We start from the raw sequence: 19930 nt of genomic DNA, 5'->3' as shown, positions 1-19930 counted from the left end.
TGGTACGGCAAGGACTGCGGAGGTGCTGCAGGGCGGGATGGTCCCGGGCGGCGTTGCCGTCCCGGGGCCGGTTCCCGGGTCAGTACTGCGGGACGGACGGGTCGACCTGCGTCGACCAAGCGTGAATGCCGCCGGTCAGGTTGTAGACCTTGGCATAACCCTGGCGCTCGAGGAAGTTCGCCACCTGCATGCTGCGCGCGCCGTGGTGACAAATGCAGACGATTTCGGCGTCTTCGTCGAGTTCATTCAGCCGGCCAGGAATCTGGCCCATCGGGATATGCGTGATGTCGGGCATTGCGGCGGTCCGGATCTCGATGTCCTCGCGTACGTCGAGCAGCACCGGTTTCGCGCGGCCGGCATCCGCCAGCCATTGGGCGAGTTCGGGAGCGGTAATGACTTGCATATCTGGCGTCTGATCAGAACTTGAAGCGCGACGGCTGGACGGCGCCTTCCAGCGGCTTGGCCAGCGTCTCGAACAGGTCGACAACCTGGTACTCGGTCTCGGAGGCGCGCGTGATGATGCGGGCTTCCATGACCGGGGCCGAGCCGACGATGGCAGCGATACGGCCGCCGACCTTCACCTGGGACAGGATCGCGCTCGGAATTTCCGGCACGGACGCCGAGATGCAGATCACGTCGTACGGCGCGGCGACCGCCCAGCCTTCGGCGGCATTGCCTTCTGCCACGTCAACGTTGGTGATGCCGGCGTTGGCCAGGTTCTGGCGAGCCAGGGCAACCAGTTCGGGATGAACGTCCACGGTGAGCACGTGACGGGCGCGGTTGGCCAGCAGGGCGGCCATGTAGCCGGAGCCCGCGCCAATTTCGAGCACGTTCTCATGCTTGCGCACGTTCAGGTCCTGCAGAAGACGGGCCTCGACGCGCGGGGGCAGCATGTTCTCGCCGCACGGCAGCGGAATCTCCATGTCGACGAAAGCCAATGCGGCGTAGGCCTGCGGTACGAACTGCTCACGCTTGACCACGGCCAGCAGGTCCAGGATTTCCTGGTCCAGCACGTCCCATGGGCGGATTTGCTGTTCGATCATGTTGAAGCGGGCTTTTTCGAGATCCATCTTGCCTTTCCTTCCAAATGCTTGCGGGGTTGCGCTTGCCGGTTAGCGGGTGATGCCGCCGTCAGCGCTGTCGTTGCGGTTGATGCCGAGTGACGTCCCGACGGGTGCCGAAGCCGCAGCCTGCCGGGAAGTTACGCAAAAGCCCACTATTTTACCCTCTCGCACCCGAATGGCATGTTTACAAAACATTAGAAGCGAGCGGCGGGATGCGTTTGCGCCACGGCGGTGTTGAGACGTCACCTTGCGGGCGACAAGGTCGGTCATCGGCCTGTCTCCGCAGGTGGCGCCAGGTCCGCCGCGCGCTCGGCCAGCAGCTCGTCGCGGATCCTTTCCCATATGTATGGGCCCTGGACCGGCGGTAGCGGCATATCGCGCGATGGCCCGGTAGTCAGGCCGAACAGCAGTACCTGGAGCAACTGGTCGACGAACGCCTCAGGGTCGATGACCCGGCAGTCCAGTTGTCCAAAGGCGCTCCGCCAGAGCATCAGGAATACCAGTGGGGCGCAGATCAGCGTGGTGGTAGGGTTTGCCGGCGCGGCGCGGAACTCGCCGCGCGCCACGCCACGGGCCAGCACACGTGCGAACAGTTCGTCGCCGGGGCCCATGACCTCGTCCTGGTAGAACTGGGCGATATCGGGGAAATTATGCGATTCGGCCATGATCAGCTTGGTCAGGCCGGCCACGGGCGTGGCGCCGATCAGGCCCCACCAGCCAAGCAGCAATTCGCGCAATAACTCGGGAGTGGAGCCCTCGTAGCGATCGACCAAGTCCGTGCCGCGCACGAGCGCCGGCACCATGTTCTCCCGGACCACGGTCTTGAACAGCTCTTCCTTGTTGGCGAAGTAGAGATAGACCGTGCCCTTGGATACGCCCGCGGCGGCGGCGACATCCTCGAGTCGTGTTGCCGCGTAGCCGCGCTCGACGAAGAGGTCCAGCGCCGCGGCAACCAGTTCCTGGGGGCGGGCAGCCTTGCGCCGGCTCCAGCGCCGGGTATCAGGGTCTTTCTTTGGCAGGGCGGCGGTCACGGTGTGCGGGAATGGCAGGGCCCTCGGGCGGAGCAAGGCCTCGCGGGGACCGATATTAATAACCTATGGGTCAGTAATGTAGGGGGGCGCTTACGTATGGTCAAGCAGACAATATGAACAAGGCGCAGCTTGTTGGAAAGTGACTCACTTGTCTCACGCGGTCGAAGTTGCCCTTTGTTTCAGGTGCCAGCGCCCGCCTGGGGCACAATTGCGGCTTTCTTAGGTCTGATCGGCTTCATATGCTGTTTTTCGGCAGTTGCCGCAGAAATCTTCACCATGACGTGCCAATCCGCTTTGACCTGCCGCGAAGGCTGTGGCGCCTGCTGCATCGCGCCGTCGATCACCTCCCCGCTGCCGGGAATGCCCGCTGGCAAGGCCGCGGGGCAGGCATGCGCCCAGTTGCTGCCCGACATGCGTTGCGCGGTGTTTGGGCGGCCCGAGAGGCCGGATTTCTGCGGCGGGCTGCGTCCCTCGCATGAGATGTGCGGCGAGTCGCGTGAGGCGGCGCTGCTGTGGCTGACGCGGCTGGAAGCGATGACTGCGCCGGCATCCCGTTCGGATGGTGGCCATGCTTGACGGAGGTAAATCGATGATTGGCACAACGCGCCGGCGCTGGCTGGCGGCTGCGGGTGTCGCGGCGCTCGCCACGGCCGGATGGCTGGGTGGATGTAGTGTGTTCCGCAACGAATACACCTTCTCGCAAAGCCAGTTGCAGGCGGCGCTGGAGAAGAAATTTCCGTTCAACAAGCGGTATATGGAGCTGTTCGATATCCAGCTTGCCAATCCGCAGCTCATGCTCGACGCCACGCGCAATCGCGTGACGGTGGCATTCGATGCGACGATCGACAATCGCCTGTTCTTCCGGCAGCCGCTGACGGGGCGCTTCGCGCTTGACAGCGCCCTGCGGTACGACCAGCCAACGCGGTCCCTGGTCCTGCAGGACCCCGAGGTCAAACAGTTCGACGTGCAGGGGCTGCCAAGCCAGTTTTCTCGCCAGCTCAATGCGCTTGGCGGTATTCTCTCGGAGCAGTTGCTGCAGGGCTATCCGCTCTATACGTTCAAGCCGGAACAGCTTCGGCTGGCCGGCACTAACGTCGAGCCCGGTACAATCACGGTCCTGCCGGACGGTATCAACGTCAAGATTAATCGGCCATAAATCCGAATCAACAATAATGCTCGTGCCCGCGCCCATACCGGCGGGTCTTGCGCAGACTTTTCGCGCCTCCCTCTCCTGATTCCGCATGGATATTGCACTCGCCCTGAAAGCCGTCATCCTTGGCATTGTCGAAGGACTGACCGAATTCCTTCCCATCTCCAGTACTGGCCACCTGATCCTTGCGGGTCAGTTGCTCGATTTCAACGACGAGAAGGGCAAGATTTTCGAGATCGTGATCCAGTTCGGCGCCATCCTGGCCGTTTGCTGGGAATTCCGACAGCGCATCGGCACCGTGATCAGCGGCCTGGCCAGCGATGTCAAATCGCAGCGCTTTGCGGTCAACGTGATCGTGGCCACGATACCGGCCATCGTGCTGGCCCTGGTCTTCGGCAAATGGATCAAGGCCCATCTGTTCAACCCGATCACCGTGGCGACGGCGTTCATTATCGGTGGCGTCGTGATCCTGCTGGCCGAATGGCGCGAGGCGCGTCGTGGCACGGTGTCGGCCCCACAAGGCAATGCGTTGCTGGAGGCCGCCAAGGCGGGCGCGCCGCGCATCGAATCGGTGGACGACCTGAACTGGCGCGATGCGCTGAAGGTGGGCCTGGCCCAGTGCTTCGCGCTGGTGCCCGGTACCTCGCGCTCCGGTGCGACGATCATCGGCGGTATGCTGTTCGGTCTGTCGCGCCAGGTAGCCACGGAGTTCTCGTTCTTCCTGGCGATTCCGGTGATCTTCGGCGCCACGGTCTACGAACTCTACAAGGCGCGCGCGCTGTTGTCTGCTGACGATCTCGGCATCTTCGCGGTGGGTTTTGTTTTCGCGTTCCTGTCGGCGTTCCTGTGCGTACGCTGGCTGCTGCGTTTCGTGGCCACGCATGATTTCAAGCCATTCGCGTGGTACCGCATCGCCTTTGGCATCATCGTGCTCCTGACCGCGTGGACCGGGGTCATTTCCTGGCACGCCTGATCGCTGCCGGGCTTGTCCCGGCATCGGAAATGCAAAGAGGGGCGATTGCCCCTCTTTTGCTTTGTTGCGATTCGACGGTCGATATCCGCTTACTTCTTCCGGAATACGACGTCCCACACGCCATGGCCAAGGCGCAGGCCGCGCTTCTCGAACTTGGTCACGGGCCGGTAATCGGGCCGTTCCGCGAATCCGCCATCGGCCTTCGAGGTGTTTTCGAGGGCCGGCTCGCCGGATAGCACTTCCACCATCTGGTGGGCGTACTCTTCCCAATCGGTCGCGCAGTGAATGTAGCCCCCCGGCTTGAGCCGGCTGGCCAGCAGCTTCACCAGTGGCGGTTGCACCAGCCGACGCTTGTTGTGGCGCTTCTTGTGCCACGGGTCGGGAAAGTAGATATGCACGCCATCGAGCGAGTTCTCGGTGAGCATGTGCGCGGCGACTTCGACGGCGTCGTGCTGCATGATGCGCACGTTCTGAAGGCCACGCTCTCCGATCAGCTTGAGCAGGGCGCCAACGCCGGGTTCATGCACCTCGCAGCCCAGGAAGTTGTCCTGTGACCGGAGGCCGGCGATATGCGCCGTCGTCTCGCCCATGCCAAATCCGATTTCGAGGATCGAGGGCGCCTCGCGTCCGAATGTGGCCGTCCAGTCCAGCGGTTCGGGCTGGTAGGGAACGATATAGGTCGGTCCCAGTTCGTCCATCGCCCGCTGCTGTCCGGTCGAGGTGCGCCCGGCACGCCTGACGAACGAGCGGATTCTGCGCGGATGCGCGACTTCGTCGCCCGGGTTGGGGGTGCCTTGGGAGGCGTCGGCGGACTTTCCAGAAGCGCTTTCGGCATCGTCGCCCGGCAGCGGATCGGTGTTCGTGTCTTGGGGAAGCATGGCAACAAAAAGCCGCCGGGCGGATCGCCGATCATCGTTTTGACCGGGTGCCAGAGGCGGCTTGCGTAGTGAGAGTGGAGCGGGCGATGGGAATCGAACCCACGTCTTTAGCTTGGGAAGCTAAGGTAATGGCCATTATACGACGCCCGCTATGGCTTACTGGGGGCGGATTGTAGCATGACAGGGCCGAGAGGCCAGCCCGAGCCGTACCTAGCATTCGGCGTCTTTCGGTCGCCCGCCTCCGGAAGGTCGGATTGCACGAATGTTGCTGCCAATCAGCACCCATACAAATGCCGCGATGGCGGCCGCGCCCCGATCCATGGCCGCGCAGTTGATAGTCCTTCAGCACGCAGCCGGCACCTATCGTCCAGCCGAGCAGGTATCCCAGCCGCGCATTGATTTGTGATCCCCGGAGGTGCCGGCGCGCAAGCTCGATCTCAGCATTTCGGGCGGCGATATCTGCAAGCTGGCCTTTTTCATCTGGCGCCTGTCGATAGATTGTCTGCCGTTCGGCCAACTCGAAGATTCGTTGGGCGATTCCAGGCTGCAGGCGCTCGTATTCGGCAAGGGTGTCAGGGGGGCGGCATCGGCCCGTAATGAAGTGTCGTTTGCGGCGCATGCATGGTGGCTATCGGATGGGAGGAGGGCGGTCCTGTGTCCTTGGGGGGCTGCTCCAGCCAGGCCGTTCAAGCGTCCGCGCACAAGGGTAGGGTGGAACATGGCCGTCAGGAGATCCTTCAGCAGCCCGTCTTTGCCGGGCATGATCTCGCCCAGTTCGCGACTCAATCTTGTCCTCGTCAAAAATCTTACTGTCACGGCCAACCCAGCGCACAATACCGCCTACCTCTACGCAAGCGCCCCCGCTCCCGTGCATCCGATTCCTGCCCATCGCTTCAACGCGGAGTTTCTGCCCCGCATCGCCGAGCGCGTGCAATCGATATTCCATGGCACGCTGAATGTCGAACTGGTTCCTCACACGTCGGCAGACCAACCCGCGCGGCTTCGTATCTGGGCCGTGGCGCGTGCTGGTGGCGGGCGCTACGCGTGCCCGCTCGATATCACCTTGTCGTGGGATAGCTACGAAGTCGACCGCTTGTTTGCCTCGGGTGGCGATCAGCGGTTTGCCGAATACCTGGGCGCCTTGCCGGGCAAGCTCAATGCGTGGCAGGACGCGCGGCAGATCGATTTCAATTCGCGCACGCAAGCCGACCCCACCGTGCTGCTTGGCGGACTCGATTTCGAGCACCTGCTTCGGTAATCACCGCCAGATCCTCGCGTCAAATGTGCGCCGAGGGGCCATTCAGTGTGCGTCCAAATGCCACTCTTCTGATGCGATTGGCTCAGGGTTTCACGTCCAGCCTGCAGGTCGCGTGGGCTTCAGTGTTGGCGTTGAGCCAGCGCAGTCCTTGCCCGTGGGCGATTGCGTTCGGCAGGCCGAGCCATGGCTCCACGCAATAGAAGTCGGATGCATTGTGTTCGGTCCATGTGGTGACCGCATACCAGGGCGTGCCACTTTCCCCTTCCGTGACCAGTTCTATATCAATCGTGCGGGATGGCATCGCGAGACAAACGGACCCCGCTGCCTGGAGGAGGTGAAAGGTGTCCTGCAGCCGCGGATCGGCGACGGAGTAGGTGCTATCGCCAGGTTCGGTGCCGGTGAGGCTTCCATCTTCCTTCTGGCGAACACGTGCGGACGGTGGCATCGACAGGCGGCTTTCCGCGCGTTGCTCGTGTGGCAGGGCGAAGTAGAAGTGGTGGCCCGCGTAATAGGGCAGGGGGCGGCTGCCTAGATTGCGTGTGGTGAGCGTGACCTCGAGCCCATTGGTCGTCAGGCGATAGGTGACGGCGAACGCGAAATCGTAGGGATATCCCGCGTGGGTGGCGTCGGATGACGTCAATGTCAGGCTGATGGACGAGTCCGAGTGCGCGGTCACCGTGAACGGCAGATCGCGGGCGAAACCGTGCTGGGGCAGGCTGTGCACAGTACCGTCGGGGTCGCGCCACTTGCCCGCTTCGCCGTCGACGAAATGGCGTCCGATAAACGGAAACAGCAACGGGTTACCACCACGGATCTTGGCAACGCGCGACCAGTCGGCGTCATCGGGCCAGAACAGGATGTCCTGCCCATGATGGACCCAACGCACCAGCCGGCCACCATGCTCGGGGGCCAGCAGCAGATAGCTGTGGTCGTTACCGATCCTGAGAAGATCCTGACCCTGGTATCGCTGCGTGGAGGTGGTGGGCATGTCGACTGCGGAAGATAAGGGGAGAACCGAAGGTTAGCACCCTGCCTCTTTGGCCCATGGCGTCGGCTCATTTCGTCGGCCCATTCAGGCGCCATCGCTCAGCCAAACATCTCGTCGCTCATGTGGATGGTCTCTCGCAGCAGCGGGTAGACCTGCGATTCCCAGCGTTTGCCGTTGAACACGCCGTAGTGGCCCACGCCGGTCTGGATGTGGTGCATCCGCATGTACGGGCGCAGGCTGGCGCAGAGGTCCTGCGCGGCCATGGTCTGGCCGATCGCGCAGATGTCGTCGCGCTCTCCTTCCACGGTCAGCAGGGTGGTGCGGTGGATCGCGTCGGTCGAAACGCGCCGGCCCGCCACGTCGAGCAGTTTCTGGGCCAGCAAAAAGCGCTGGAAGACCAGGCTGATGGTCTCAAGATAGAACTCGGCCGTCAGGTCCATGGTCGCGAAGTACTCGCTATAGAACGTCTGGATTTCGTCGGCCTTGCCATGCTCGCCGCGCGCACGCAGGTCATACAGATCACGCAGCGCCTGTTCGTGGCGCTCGCGGTTCATGCTCATGAACGCGATGAGCTGGACGAAGCCCGGGTACACGCGTCGCAGCGCGCCGGCGAAACGCAGCGGCACGTATCCGATCAGCGTGTTTTCGAACCACTCGATCGGGCGGCTGGTAGCCAGCGCGTTGACGCGGGTGGGATTTACGCGCGCATCGATCGGGCCCGCCATCAACGTCAGGCTCGGCGGCTGCGCCGGGTCGCCGTCCTCGGCCATCAGCGCGGCGGCCGCCAGCGCGGCCACGGTCGGCTGGCACACGGCCACGACATGCGTGTTGCCACCCAATACGTGGAGGAACGTGATCAGGTGATGCACGAATTCGTCGAAGCCGAATCGGCCACAGACGAGCGGGATGTCACGGGGGTTATGCCAGTCGGTAATGTAGACGTCATGGTCGCGGAGCATCGTTTCCACGGTACCGCGCAGCAGCGTGGCAAAGTGGCCGGACATCGGCGCCACCAGCAGCACACGCGGTTGCTGGGGCGCGCCCTCGCGGCGAAAACGCAGCAATGTGCAGAACGGCGTACGTATGACGATTTCTTCGGTCACGGGCACATACTCGCCGCGACCATTGATACGCACGCGGTCGATGCCGAAAGGAGGGCGGTAGTGAGTCAGACGTGCCAGCGCCAGCACTTCGCACCAGGCGCGTAGCGCGCGCAGCGTCTCGCTGTTGTCGGCGCGACGGTATCCGGAGATGAGCGTGGAGGCGATGTCGGCCAGCGAGCAGGCCGGCTGCATCATATCCGCGTAGAGCTGATAGGTCTGGTAGAGCATGGCTCGGTCCCCCCACGTCCGTCGAGCCCCATTGCCGCAATATATATGCCACGGGCGTCGATGTTGGCACGCCGTTTGCAAATTTTGTCTGGCTTGGTGGGTGAGGGCACGCAAAGGGTGCGGAGTGGCGGAGCGGCCCCGTAGCGGCGACGACAGGCGGCCTCGCACTGGTGCCGGACGCGCCGGCGGCACGCACCGCGCGGGTGCGTGCTGGCATATGGTCCGCTCGCCGCCGATACTGCAAGCGAACATCGCACAATGCCCCCGGGGGCAGAGGAGGCACGATGTCGAAGACGACGCTGACGATCAGCAGCAAGACGTATTCGTCCTGGTCACTGCGTGGATGGTTGCTGGCCCGGTTTGCGGGGCTTGAATTCGAGGAGGTGCTGGTGCCGCCGGATGACCCGGCCGCGCGGGCGGAGATCCTGCTGCTGTCGCCGTCGATCCTGGTGCCGTGCTTGCGCCATGAGGGCGTGACCGTCTGGGACACGATGGCGATTGCGGAGTACCTCAACGAGATCCGGCCAAAGGCGAAGCTGTTGCCGGACGATCTGGTCGCGCGCGCCCACTGCCGCGCGATCTGCGGCGAAATGCACTCCGGCTTTGCCGCCATGCGCGCGGCGCTGCCAATGAACCTGAAGGGGCATTTCCCGGGGCTGAAGGTCTGGTCGCGCGCGCAGGCCGATATCGACCGCATTACCGCGATCTGGGCGGAGTGCCTGCAACGCTACGGCGGTCCTTACCTGTTCGGCAAGCGCCGCACCATTGCCGATGCGATGTACGCGCCGGTGGTGACGCGTTTCATCACGTACGGCGTGAAGCTCGATGCGCCGCTAGTCGAGTTCTGCAAGACGATCCTGGCCATGCCCGAGATGCAGGAATGGATCCATGCCGCCCGCGAGGAGCCCGACGAGATCAGCGAACTCGACGTCGAGTTCTGACGTAGCGCCTTACGCCGGCTGCGCCGCGCGCGTCAGGTAGTCCTCCGCATACGCGAAATACCACGTCAGGCACTCGGGATTCGCCATGGCATCGCGGTTGGCGATCTTCTCGGGTGCATGACCGAGCAGCAGCTTCTTGATCGGCACTTCCATCTTTTTGCCCGAGAGCGTGCGCGGCACGCCGGGCACCTGCAGGATCTCGTTTGGCACGTGCCGCGACGACAGCGCAACGCGAATGCGCGCGCGCAGGGTGTCGCGCAGGGCATCGTCCAGCGCCATGCCCTCTCGCAGCACCACGAACAGTGGCATATACGATTCGCGGCCGAGGTATTCGAGATCGACCACCATGCTGTCGAGCACTTCGGGCAACTCTTCCACCACGCGATACAGCTCGCTCGTGCCCATGCGGATGCCGTATCGGTTGATCGTCGCATCGGAGCGACCGTAGATGATGGCGCCGCCGCGCGGTGTGATGCGAATCCAGTCGCCGTGGCGCCACGCGTTCGGATAGGTGTCGAAGTAGCTGTCGCGGTAACGCTTGCCGTCGGCATCGCCCCACAGGAACAGCGGCATGGATGGCATCGGCTCGGTGCAGACCAGTTCGCCCACCTCGTCGATCAGTGGCTTGCCGTTGTCGTCAAAGGCTTCGACCTTGGCGCCCAGGCAACGGCACTGCATTTCGCCCTGATAGACCGGCAGCAGGGGGCATCCGGCCACGAACGATCCGGCGAAGTCGGTACCGCCGGACATCGGCGCCAGCCAGATGTCGGCGCGCACATGCCCGTAGATCCAGTCGTACGCTTCCTCCGGCAGCGGCGATCCCGTCGAGCCCAGACCGCGCAGGCGTGACAGATCGGCGATCTCCGCCGGTTCTACGCCCGCCTTCATGCAATTGGTGAAGAATGCGGCGCCGGCGCCGAACATCGTCACACGCGCCTGATCCACGAATCGCCAGAGCACGCCGGCATCGGGCCACGCCGGGTTGCCGTCGTAGAGCGCGATGGTGGTGCCCAGCAGCAGGCCAGCTACCTGCGCATTCCACATGATCCAGCCGCTGCTGCTGTACCAGTGAAACACATCATCTGTGCCCAGGTTGTTGTGGAATGCCATCAGCTTGAGCTGCTCGATCACAATGCCGCCGTGCCCGTGGACGATTGGCTTTGGCATACCGGTGGTGCCGGACGAATAGACGATCCACAACGGATGATCGAATGGGACCGGCGTGATCTCGAGCGGCACGTCGTGCGCCAGCACGTCGCTCCAGGTGTGGCGCCGGGCATGTGGCTCGGGCGTGACGTTGCTGCCGATCGACGGCACGATCACGAGGTCGGTCAGCGAGGGCAGCGCGGCAACCAGATCGGCGACCACAGGCGCTCGATCGTACGTCTTGCCGCCGTATCGGTAGCCATCGACGGCGATCAACACCTTGGGTTCGATCTGGCGGAAGCGGTCGATCACAGCCACCTGGCCCATGTCCGGCGCGCAGCCCGACCAGATCGCGCCCACGCTGACAGTTGCCAGGAATGCGACGATCGTTTCCGGCACGTTGGGCAGGTAGCCAGCCACGCGGTCGCCGCGCGTGACGCCCATCTGGCGCAAGGCGTGGGCAACCGAGGCGACTTGTGATTCCAGCGTGTCCCAACTGATATCGGCTAGCGGTTGCGCCTCGCCGGCATGGCGAATGGCGGTGCGCTGGCGTGCCAGGCCGGTGCCGGCGTGGCGGAAGATCTGCTGCGCGTAGTTGAGCGTCGCGCCCTCGAACCAGCGCGCGCCCGGCATGGTGCGGCGATCCAGTACACGCTGCGCGGGTGTGTCGAAGCGTACGTCGAAGTAATCGACGATGGTCTGCCAGAACGCTTCGATGTCGGTGACCGACCATTGCCAGAGGCTGGCGTAGTCACGGAAGTCGAGGCCGCGCGCGCCGCGCAACCACTTCATATAGGCGGCCAGATGGCTGCTTTCGGTGAATGCCGCGGACGGCGTCCATGCCGGCTGTCCGGCCTGGGTTGCAAGCGTCATTTGTCTCCTCCGGAGCCCGTCTGCGCGGGCCATGAGAGTGTTGTCTTGGATTGCCGGTCAAAAAGCGATGATAGCGAGCAATCGCGCTACTTGCCGGGGCCTTCCTCGAACAGCGAGCCCCACATCTGATCCACGCGGGCCTTGATCTCCGGGGCCATGGTGATCGGGGTGCCCCATTCGCGCGTGGTTTCGCCGGGCCACTTGTCGGTGGCGTCGATACCCATCTTCGATCCCAGGCCCGAGACCGGCGAGGCAAAGTCGAGGTAGTCGATCGGCGTGTTGTCGACCATCACCGTGTCGCGGGTCGGGTCCACTCGCGTGGTGATCGCCCAGATCACTTCCTTCCAGTCACGAACGTCGATGTCGTCATCCACCACGACGATGAACTTCGTATACATGAACTGGCGCAGGAAGCTCCACACGCCGAACATCACGCGCTTGGCGTGGCCGGCGTACTGCTTCTTCATGCGGACCAGTGCCATGCGGTAGCTGCAGCCCTCCGGCGGCAGGTAGAAGTCGGTGATCTCGGGAAACTGCTTCTGCAGCAGCGGCACGAACACCTCATTCAGCGCCACGCCGAGCACGGCCGGCTCGTCGGGCGGCTTGCCCGTATAGGTGGAGTGGTAGATCGGGTCGCGCCGCATCGTGATGCGATCGATCGTGAAGACCGGGAACCAGTCCTGCTCGTTGTAATAGCCGGTGTGATCGCCATACGGGCCTTCCAGCGCGTGCTGGTAGCCGGACGGGTGGTTCGGATCGGGCTGGATGTGGCCCTCGAGGATGATCTCCGCCGATGCGGGCACCGACAGTTCGGACAGCGTAGGCGTGATACAGCTGGCCAGCGCGGTGCGGCTGCCGCGCAGCAGGCCGGCGAATTGGTACTCGGAGAGTGTGTCGGGCACGGGCGTGACGGCCCCGAGGATCGTGGCCGGATCGGCGCCCAGCGCCACGGCGATCGGGAACGGCTTGCCCGGGTTGGCCAGCGCGTGCTCGCGGAAATCGAGCGCACCGCCACGGTGGGCGAGCCAGCGCATGATGACCTGGTTACGGCTGATGACCTGCTGGCGATAGATGCCCAGGTTCTGGCGCTTCTTGTGCGGGCCCTTCGTCACGACCAGGCCCCATGTAATGAGTGGTGCTGCATCGCCGGGCCAGCAAGTCTGGATTGGCAGGCGCGCGAGATCGACGTCGTTGCCTTCCCAGACGATCTCCTGACACGCGGGGCTGCTCACGCGCTTGGGCGCCATGTCCCATACGGATTTGGCCAGCGTAAACAGTTTGCCGGCTTCACGCAGGCCGCGCGGCGGCTCCGGTTCCTTGAGGACCGAGAGCACGCGGCCGATGTCGCGAAGATCCTCAAGCGACGATGCGCCCATGCCCTGCGCCACCCTCTGTGTCGTGCCGAACAGATTTGCCAGGACAGGCACCTTATAGATATCGCCATTGTCACGGCGGGGTTGCTCGAACAGGACGGCCGGGCCGTTCGCGCGCAGCAGGCGGTCGCAGATCTCGGTCATTTCGAGGTTCGGAGACACCGGTGCTGCCACGCGTTTCAGCTCGCCACGCTGCTCGAGCTGGCTCATAAAATCGCGCAAGTCTTTGTATTGCATAGTGAAATCGATTTGGGGTGCGGTGTCGCGAGGGGTCATGGCGCGACGTTTCCAATGTGTGTGACGATACACACGCCATCGCAAAGGCGCAAAAAAATCGTGCCGGCGCGCGAGTTGAAATTGTAAATAAACTGCGAGGCCGGTCAGGTGGGGAAGGGGGAGCAATACTAGGCCCGGCTTATGATTCCGGGTTTGCGGGTGCGCTGACGGCCGCCCGGAGGTCGTTGTTACATATATATAAAAGTAGTGCTATCGCAATTTGTTATGCTTGACGGGTTATAAAAGCGTTCCTACAATCCGGTCTGCTCTTCGAAGTGTTGCGCCGCAACATGGCTTTTCGTCCTCTGTCAATAGGACGCTTGCCAAATCGCTGCGAATACAACACCTCAATTGATTGCGATCACGAGGCTGCCGGGAGTAGCCCGATCGACGATCACCCTGGCGGGATGCCGGGGCATGAATGAGTGCTTAGTGGCAGGGTGCGGCTCCCCAGGTTCGTACCCTGTTTCTCGTTGGGCGCATGGGGAGCGCCCGCCAACAGATGCTGGACACCCCTGCTAGGTGGCGCAGCATCCTTACTTGAGTACGTTGAGATCGGGCTCGCGCAGTTGTCAGGCGCGCGCAGCGGGCAGCGGATGGAGGTAAGCATGAGCGGTTGGAAAACCCTTCATCTTCCCGGTATCGGGCGGGCATTGCAGGTCCGCTTTAGACAACCGGTTCCCGGTGTGAGCCGCGCACTGCAAGTGCGACTGGCCCATCCGGTGGCAGGCCGCGCGTTGCTGCGCGGTGGCCGCACAACTTTGAAGTACACCCTGAACAGTCTCGGGGTGCTGTCGGTGGCCGCAGCGGTCACCTTGACCGTCAGCCAGCAATGGCGGACCTCGCTCGCCGGTGCGCTGGCAGGCAACGAAGCCCCTGCCGTGCTGGTGGATGCCGCCGTGTCGAAGGATTCGATCAGCCATGTGCCGCCCATGTCGGCGGATGTGGCCGCGTCGCGCCTGGTGGCCGCCGTGGCCAGCCATGGCAGTTCGGGCCTGCCGACCGTGTCGGGCGTGGACGAATGGAGCCAGACGGCTGCCGGCAAGGTGCCGTCCGTGGCGCATCTGGCCGCGCAGATTCCGGTCCAGCGCGTGGCGCTGGACGCCCGCAACACGGCTGCGCTCGGCTCCGCGCGTGAGCAGGCTGCCGTGGCCGAGTACATCGCCCGCAAGTACCGCGTGGCGACGCAGGCGACTGCGCAGCTCGTGAAGGCCGCCTATATGACGGGTCGCGAGGTCGGTATCGATCCGCTGCTGATCCTGGGCGTGATCGCGATCGAGTCGAGCTTCAATCCGTACGCGGAAAGTGGCGTTGGCGCGCAGGGCCTGATGCAGGTCATGACGAAGGTTCACCAGGACAAGTACGAGGCCGTGGGCGGCGTGTCCGCCGCGCTGAATCCGTACGCCAACATCAAGATTGGCGCGCTGGTGCTCAAGGATTGCATCGCGCGTGCCGGTTCGATCGAAGGCGGGCTGAAGTACTACGTGGGTGCCACGACCAATACCGACGGCGGCTATGGCGCCAAGGTGCTGGCCGAGCGCGCGCGTCTGCGTGCCCTGCTGGGTCTGCCGAACACGGAGAAGGCACCGGGCGTTTCCGATACCAAGACGCAGGCCGAGCATCATCAAGGCACCGAGAAGCTCGAGGCGTCCGGCAATACGGCCCAGTCGGCTTGAGCAGCGGATTCTCGTCGCTCATGAAAAAGGCACCCCTTGGGGTGCCTTTTTCGTTTGATGCCTGTGAAAAGGTGAGCAATCCAGGCAATCCGCGCAGGCGCTACCTCTACCTCTACCGCAGGAAATGATGCAATCGCTGCATCGCCTCCTCGATGTTCTGCATGGACGTCGCGTATGAAATCCGGATGTAGTCGTTGGCCGTATGCGGGCCGAAGTCCGTGCCAGGCACCATGACCACGCCGGCATCGTGCAGGATGGCCTGTGTCAGACGGTCGGCGTTGCCGGCGGCGGGATGATTGACGTGGCGGCAGTTGGCGTAGACGTAGAACGCGCCGTCTGGCTTGACCGGCACGCGCAGACCGAGTGCTTCGAGGGCGGGAACGATGGCATCGCGGCGGCGGCGGAATTCCGCCTTGCGCTCGTCATAGATCGCCAGTGCCTCGGGCGTGAAGCAGGCCAGCGCGGCGTGCTGGGCCACGGCCGACGCGCAGATGAACAGGTTCTGCGCGACCTTTTCGAATGCCGGCACCAGCGAGTCGGGCACCACGAGCCAGCCCAGGCGCCAGCCGGTCATGTTGAAGTACTTCGAGAAGCTGTTAACGGTCACGACATTGTCGTCGAGCGAGAGCGCCGAGACCGGCGGTGCGTCGTACGACAGCCCCTGGTAAATCTCGTCGAGGATTGCGAAGCCCTGGCGCTTGCGGACCTCGGCCAGGATGGCCTTGAGTTCGTCGGGCAGGATCGACGTGCCGGTCGGGTTCGACGGCGATGCCAGCAGCACGCCCCGCGTGTTCTCGCCCCAGTGCTCGATCACCTGGGCCGCCGTGAGCTGGAAACGTTCTTCCGGGCCGCTCGGGATCATCTTCGCGTGGCCATCGAATGCCGCCACGAAATGCCGGTTGCAGGGGTAGCTCGGGTCCGGCATCAACACCTCGGCGCCGATCTCGACGAGTACGGCGCAGGCCAGCAACAGCGCGCCCGAGGCGCCGGCCGTGACAATCACGCGTCGGGCCGGGACATCGATTCCATAGGACGTCTTGTAGTAGCCAGCGATGGCTTCACGCAGCGCGTGGATGCCAAGCGCGCCCGTGTACTGGGTGACACCGCGGCGCATCGCGGCTTCGGCAGCGTGAATGACCGGCGCGGCAGCCGTGAAGTCGGGCTCGCCGATACCCATATGGATGATGTGGCGCCCGGCGCGTTCGAGTTCGGCGGCCTGCTTGGCCAACTCCATCACGTGGAAGGCGTCGATGTTGGCGAGGCGGGAAGCGGTGGCAAGGCGCTGAAGATCCATGGCAATCGGGACTGGCCCGTCAGAGAGTCAGAGAAGGGATGGCATGGCGCATCGTCATCGGTTGCGCCCGCCGAACATCGGGTGACCAAACGAAAACACCCGCCGGGGCGGGTGTTTTGCCGGTGCTGAGCATATTCGAATGCCGCGCACCGAAATGCAACATCTGTTTTAAATGCGCGAATTAACGTCGAGCTGATACTTCTGGCGCCCGCACCTGCGCGGCCAGCTTGTCGAGCACGCCGTTGACGTACTTGTAGCCTTCCACGCCGCCGAAGGTCTTGGTCAGTTCGACAGCTTCGTTGATCACGACCTTGTACGGAATGTCCAGGCAGTGCACGAGTTCGTAGCTGCCAACCAGCAGCGCGGCGCGCTCGACCGGCGACAGTTCGTCGACCGTGCGGTCCAGGAACGGCTCGAAGGCCGCCGTCAGACGTGCTTCCTCGCGCACGGCGCCACCCAGCAGGGCGTCGAAGTGCTCGCGGTCGGCCTTGTTAAAGCCTTGGGCATCGTGCAGATGAGCCTGGATGGCACCGATATCGTTGCGATTCAGCAGCCACTGGTACAGGCCCTGCAAGGCCAGCTCGCGCGAACGGCGACGCGCGCTCTTCGGCGGTGCCTTCGGCTCGGTGCGGGGCTTGGCGCCAGCCGGCTTGCCGGCTGCCTCGCCCTTGTCGCCGGTGTCGGGCGCGTCACTCATCATCTTCCTCGTCTTCTGCGTCTTCTGCGCCATGCTCGCGCAGCGAATCGAGCGCGACCACCAGGTTGGCCATTTCCACTGCGGCGCGGGCGCAATCGCGGCCCTTCTCGCGGGTGCGGGCATGGGCCTGGGCGTCGGTGTCGACGGTCAGGATGCCGTTGGCGATGGGCACGTTGAAATCGAGGCCCACGCGGGTGATACCGGCGCCGGATTCATTCGAGACCAACTCGAAGTGATACGTTTCGCCACGCACCACCGCGCCCAGCGCGACCAGCGCGTCGAACTGGCCGCTTTCGGCCATTTTCTGCAGCGCCAGCGGCACTTCCAGTGCGCCCGGCACGGTCACCAGCAGCGTGTCTTCGCCTTCGACGCCCAGCTTTTTCAGTTCTGCCATGCAGGCCTCGCGCAGTTCGTCGCAGACGGGCTCGTTGAAGCGTGCCTGCACGATGCCGATACGCAGGCCTTCACCGTCGAGGTTGCTCTCGTAGAAGCCGTGATCCATTGTTATTTCTCCAGTGATTCGGTCAGGCAGCCGCGCGGATGCGCCGCTGCCGGGTCAATCGGTACGATCCGTTCCCGGTCAGCCGCGATTCGACTCGCCGCTCATCGGCTGGCAGCCAACGATCTCGAGTTCGTAACCGGTCATGCTCGGCATCTTCTGCGGCGAACCCAGCACGCGCATCTTGCCCACGCCGATGTCGCGCAGGATCTGCGCGCCCACGCCGTAGGTGCGCAGGTCCGGCTTGCGGCGCGGACGGTTCTCCGGAGCATCCAGCGCGGCGAACTGCTCGAACAGCATTTCCGGCGAGTCGCCGCAGTTCAGCAGCACCATCACGCCATGTTCGGCGCCATGCAGCACTTCGAGCGCGGCGGGCAGGCTCCACGAATGGGTGGTGTGGCCGGCTTCCAGCAGGTCGAGCACCGACAACGGCTCGTGCACACGCACCAGTGTCTCGCGGTCCGGCTGGGGCTTGCCCTTGACCAACGCCACATGGGCGCGGCCGGACGGCTTGTCGCGATACAGCACGCTGTGGAACGTGCCCCACGGCGTTTGCATGTCGCGCTCGCCCACCCGTTCGATGATGCTTTCGGTGCGGCTGCGGTAGTGGATCAGGTCGGCGATCGTTCCGATCTTGAGGTCGTGCTCGCGCGCGAACTCGATCAGGTCCGGCAGCCGGGCCATCGTACCGTCGTCCTTCATGATTTCGCAGATCACCGCGGCGGGCGTCAGGCCAGCCAGGGTGCCAAGGTCGCAGCCAGCCTCGGTATGGCCGGCGCGGATCAGCACGCCGCCAGGCTGGGCTGTCAGCGGGAAGATGTGACCGGGCTGCACCAGGTCGCTCGCGCGGGCGTCACGGGCCACGGCGGCCTGGACAGTGCGGGAACGGTCGGCTGCCGAGATGCCGGTGGTCACGCCTTCGGCGGCTTCGATGGATACCGTGAAGTTGGTGCCATGCACAGTGCCGTTGCGTGACACCATCGGATACAGCTCAAGCTGGCGGCAGCGTTCGGCGGTCAGCGTCAGGCAGATCAGGCCGCGGCCGTACTTGGCCATGAAGTTGATCGCTTCCGGCGTCACGAAATCGGCCGCCAGGACAAGGTCGCCCTCGTTTTCACGATCTTCCTCGTCCACAAGGATGACCATGCGGCCGGCACGAATGTCGGCAATGATGTCTTCGATACGAGAGATAGTCATGATTGGGGCGACGTATGAATGGCGAGCGGGATGCTTTTTGGCGGGCAGGGCCGGCGGCGGGATGCGACGATGCCGGCGAAATCAAGGCCGCTATTGTACGCCAAGCCGTGCATGGCGGGCCCGCTCTGGCCCCGGGCGCCGCGACGCCACCGCATCCGGGTTGGTCCCGGTTGCATCGGGGTGCGCTAAGCGTCATACCTGAAGCCATGACTTTTGCCATCCAAGGAGATCGCGCATGACACCGCCGCTGCAGGGCATCCGCATTGTCGAATTTGAAGGAATCGGCCCTGGGCCGCTGGCGGGCCGGATGCTGGCCGACATGGGGGCGGAGGTGACGGTCATCGCGCGGCGCCAGCGGGTGGCCGTGGCCGACCAGCTAGGTGGTGACAAGCCCAGCCCGCTGCGGCGCGGCAAGGTCATCGTGCCACTCGATCTGAAACAGCCCGACGATCTGGCCGAGGCAACGCGGTTGGTGGACGGCGCCGATGCCTTGATCGAAGGTAACCGTCCGGGTGTGATGGAGCGGCTGGGCCTGGGCCCGGCCGACTGCGCCGCCCGCAATCCAAAGCTGGTCTATGGGCGCATGACGGGGTGGGGCCAGTCCGGCCCGCTCGCGCAGACCGCCGGACACGACCTCAACTACGTGGCGCTGACGGGCATGTTGTCGCTGTCGGCCCGCCCGGGCGAGGCGCCGATGATCCCGCCCACCGTGGTCGGCGATGCGGGCGGCGCGCTGGGGCTGGCGTTTGGTGTCGTCTGCGCCCTGCTTGACGCCCGTGCCTCGGGGCGCGGGCGTGTGGTCGATGGCGCCATCGTCGACATGGTGGCGATGCTCGGCAGCATCGCGGTGTGGGTGCGCAATAACGGCCAGCTCGATGGCCCCACACCCAGCCCGTTCCATCAATCGCCGTTCTATGATGTGTATGGCTGTGCCGATGGTGGATTCATCACGATCGGTGCGCTGGAGCCGCAGTTCTATGCGTTGTTGCTTGAGCGGCTCGGCATGACCGACGTCGATCCCGCCGCGCAGTATGACCACGCGGCCTGGCCTGCGTTGAAGCAGCGTTTCACCAGGCTCTTCGCGAGCGAGCCGCGCGCGCACTGGGACGCGCTGCTTGGCGGCACTGACGTTTGCTATGCGCCGGTGCTGAGCATCGCGGAAGCGTCGCGGCACCCACACAACGTGGCGCGCGGCGTGTTCATCGCCCAGGAGGATGGGGCGCTGGACGTGGCGGGCGCGCCGAGGTTTGCGCCGTCAGGGGCGGCCTGACCGGAGCGAATGCGC

20 protein-coding genes, 1 tRNA gene and 1 pseudogene are annotated in these 19930 nt (G+C 64.2%); 7 read left to right on the top strand and 15 right to left on the bottom strand.

What is annotated here, in order from left to right; genetic code table 11:
• Positions 1–79: 79 nt before the first annotated feature.
• From RMET_RS13610 to RMET_RS13600, 4 genes are read right to left on the bottom strand one after another with little or no spacing between them, the layout of a single operon-like run.
• Positions 80–403 carry a rhodanese-like domain-containing protein gene (locus RMET_RS13610; RefSeq protein ID WP_011517282.1) on the bottom strand — a complete coding sequence of 108 codons (324 nt, stop codon included), beginning with the start codon at positions 401–403 and terminating at the stop codon, positions 80–82.
• Between the two features lie 13 nt (positions 404–416).
• A complete protein-coding gene (locus RMET_RS13605; protein WP_011517281.1) occupies positions 417–1070 on the bottom strand; it encodes a protein-L-isoaspartate O-methyltransferase family protein in 654 nt (217 codons plus the stop codon).
• A gap of 42 nt (positions 1071–1112) precedes the next feature.
• A complete protein-coding gene (locus RMET_RS33595; RefSeq protein WP_157139109.1) occupies positions 1113–1334 on the bottom strand; it encodes a hypothetical protein in 222 nt (73 codons plus the stop codon).
• Positions 1331–2095 (bottom strand): TetR/AcrR family transcriptional regulator, encoded by a 765-nt coding sequence (locus tag RMET_RS13600; RefSeq protein ID WP_029309738.1) that lies wholly within the window; start codon positions 2093–2095, stop codon positions 1331–1333. Before RMET_RS13600 ends, RMET_RS33595 begins: the two co-directional genes overlap by 4 nt.
• A 276-nt stretch (positions 2096–2371) precedes the next feature.
• Between RMET_RS13600 and RMET_RS13595 the strand changes: the two genes are divergently transcribed.
• The 3 genes from RMET_RS13595 to RMET_RS13585 all read left to right on the top strand — a co-directional run bounded on the left by RMET_RS13595 (position 2372) and on the right by RMET_RS13585 (position 4218).
• On the top strand, positions 2372–2671 hold the full coding sequence (locus tag RMET_RS13595; protein ID WP_011517279.1) for a YkgJ family cysteine cluster protein: 300 nt from the start codon (positions 2372–2374) through the stop codon (positions 2669–2671).
• Between the two features lie 13 nt (positions 2672–2684).
• On the top strand, positions 2685–3251 hold the full coding sequence (locus tag RMET_RS13590; protein ID WP_011517278.1) for a DUF1439 domain-containing protein: 567 nt from the start codon (positions 2685–2687) through the stop codon (positions 3249–3251).
• 85 nt (positions 3252–3336) lie between these two features.
• Positions 3337–4218, top strand: a complete 882-nt coding sequence (locus RMET_RS13585; protein WP_011517276.1) for an undecaprenyl-diphosphate phosphatase — start codon at positions 3337–3339, stop codon at positions 4216–4218.
• A gap of 89 nt (positions 4219–4307) precedes the next feature.
• On the opposite strand, the gene trmB is transcribed toward RMET_RS13585, so the two are convergent.
• The 3 genes and pseudogenes from trmB to RMET_RS34515 all read right to left on the bottom strand — a co-directional run.
• Positions 4308–5096, bottom strand: a complete 789-nt coding sequence (gene trmB, locus RMET_RS13580; RefSeq protein ID WP_011517275.1) for a tRNA (guanosine(46)-N7)-methyltransferase TrmB — start codon at positions 5094–5096, stop codon at positions 4308–4310.
• Positions 5097–5171: 75 nt separating this feature from the next.
• A tRNA-Gly gene (locus RMET_RS13575) sits at positions 5172–5246 on the bottom strand.
• 328 nt (positions 5247–5574) lie between these two features.
• Positions 5575–5715: pseudogene (locus RMET_RS34515) on the bottom strand (DUF2335 domain-containing protein); the annotation flags it as partial.
• 249 nt (positions 5716–5964) lie between these two features.
• Here RMET_RS34515 and RMET_RS13570 point away from each other — a divergent pair.
• Positions 5965–6354 (top strand): DUF5594 family protein, encoded by a 390-nt coding sequence (locus tag RMET_RS13570; protein ID WP_011517274.1) that lies wholly within the window; start codon positions 5965–5967, stop codon positions 6352–6354.
• Between the two features lie 82 nt (positions 6355–6436).
• Here the strand turns inward: RMET_RS13570 and RMET_RS13565 are convergent, their stop codons facing one another.
• Both RMET_RS13565 and RMET_RS13560 read right to left on the bottom strand, forming a co-directional pair.
• The gene (locus RMET_RS13565; protein ID WP_011517273.1) at positions 6437–7342 is read right to left on the bottom strand and encodes an aldose epimerase family protein; all 906 of its coding nucleotides are present in this window, start codon (positions 7340–7342) and stop codon (positions 6437–6439) included.
• 98 nt (positions 7343–7440) lie between these two features.
• Positions 7441–8673: a polyhydroxyalkanoate depolymerase gene (locus RMET_RS13560; RefSeq protein WP_011517272.1), complete on the bottom strand. Its 1233-nt coding sequence runs from the start codon at positions 8671–8673 to the stop codon at positions 7441–7443.
• Positions 8674–8957: 284 nt separating this feature from the next.
• Between RMET_RS13560 and RMET_RS13555 the strand changes: the two genes are divergently transcribed.
• A complete protein-coding gene (locus tag RMET_RS13555) occupies positions 8958–9614 on the top strand; it encodes a glutathione S-transferase family protein (RefSeq protein ID WP_008642239.1) in 657 nt (218 codons plus the stop codon).
• Between the two features lie 9 nt (positions 9615–9623).
• On the opposite strand, the gene RMET_RS13550 is transcribed toward RMET_RS13555, so the two are convergent.
• A complete protein-coding gene (locus RMET_RS13550; protein WP_011517271.1) occupies positions 9624–11633 on the bottom strand; it encodes an acetoacetate--CoA ligase in 2010 nt (669 codons plus the stop codon).
• Between the two features lie 86 nt (positions 11634–11719).
• Complete coding sequence (gene ubiD, locus RMET_RS13545; protein ID WP_029309737.1) at positions 11720–13243, bottom strand: 4-hydroxy-3-polyprenylbenzoate decarboxylase; 1524 nt, start codon at positions 13241–13243, stop codon at positions 11720–11722.
• A 647-nt stretch (positions 13244–13890) separates the two neighbouring features.
• On the opposite strand from ubiD, the gene RMET_RS13540 reads away from it, so the two are divergent.
• Positions 13891–14958, top strand: coding sequence for a lytic transglycosylase domain-containing protein (locus RMET_RS13540; RefSeq protein WP_011517269.1), 1068 nt, complete (start codon positions 13891–13893; stop codon positions 14956–14958).
• A gap of 112 nt (positions 14959–15070) precedes the next feature.
• On the opposite strand, the gene RMET_RS13535 is transcribed toward RMET_RS13540, so the two are convergent.
• The 4 genes from RMET_RS13535 to ribBA form a co-directional block, all read right to left on the bottom strand.
• A complete protein-coding gene (locus tag RMET_RS13535; protein WP_011517268.1) occupies positions 15071–16252 on the bottom strand; it encodes a pyridoxal phosphate-dependent aminotransferase in 1182 nt (393 codons plus the stop codon).
• 181 nt (positions 16253–16433) lie between these two features.
• Complete coding sequence (gene nusB / locus RMET_RS13530; protein ID WP_008642244.1) at positions 16434–16949, bottom strand: transcription antitermination factor NusB; 516 nt, start codon at positions 16947–16949, stop codon at positions 16434–16436.
• Positions 16942–17451, bottom strand: coding sequence for a 6,7-dimethyl-8-ribityllumazine synthase (ribH, locus tag RMET_RS13525; RefSeq protein ID WP_011517267.1), 510 nt, complete (start codon positions 17449–17451; stop codon positions 16942–16944). The genes nusB and ribH overlap by 8 nt, the downstream gene beginning before the upstream one ends.
• Positions 17452–17529: 78 nt before the next feature.
• Entirely contained in the window at positions 17530–18645 is a 1116-nt protein-coding gene (gene ribBA / locus RMET_RS13520; RefSeq protein ID WP_011517266.1) for a bifunctional 3,4-dihydroxy-2-butanone-4-phosphate synthase/GTP cyclohydrolase II, read from the bottom strand.
• 235 nt (positions 18646–18880) lie between these two features.
• Here ribBA and RMET_RS13515 point away from each other — a divergent pair, with 235 nt between their 5' ends.
• The gene (locus RMET_RS13515; protein ID WP_011517265.1) at positions 18881–19915 is read left to right on the top strand and encodes a CaiB/BaiF CoA transferase family protein; all 1035 of its coding nucleotides are present in this window, start codon (positions 18881–18883) and stop codon (positions 19913–19915) included.
• Positions 19916–19930 lie beyond the last annotated feature (15 nt).

It is taken from the genome of Cupriavidus metallidurans CH34, from assembly GCF_000196015.1.
GTDB classification, from domain to species: Bacteria; Pseudomonadota; Gammaproteobacteria; order Burkholderiales; family Burkholderiaceae; genus Cupriavidus; species Cupriavidus metallidurans.
Note: the sequence above shows the minus strand (reverse complement) of the source record. Positions and strands in the feature narration are given on the sequence as shown.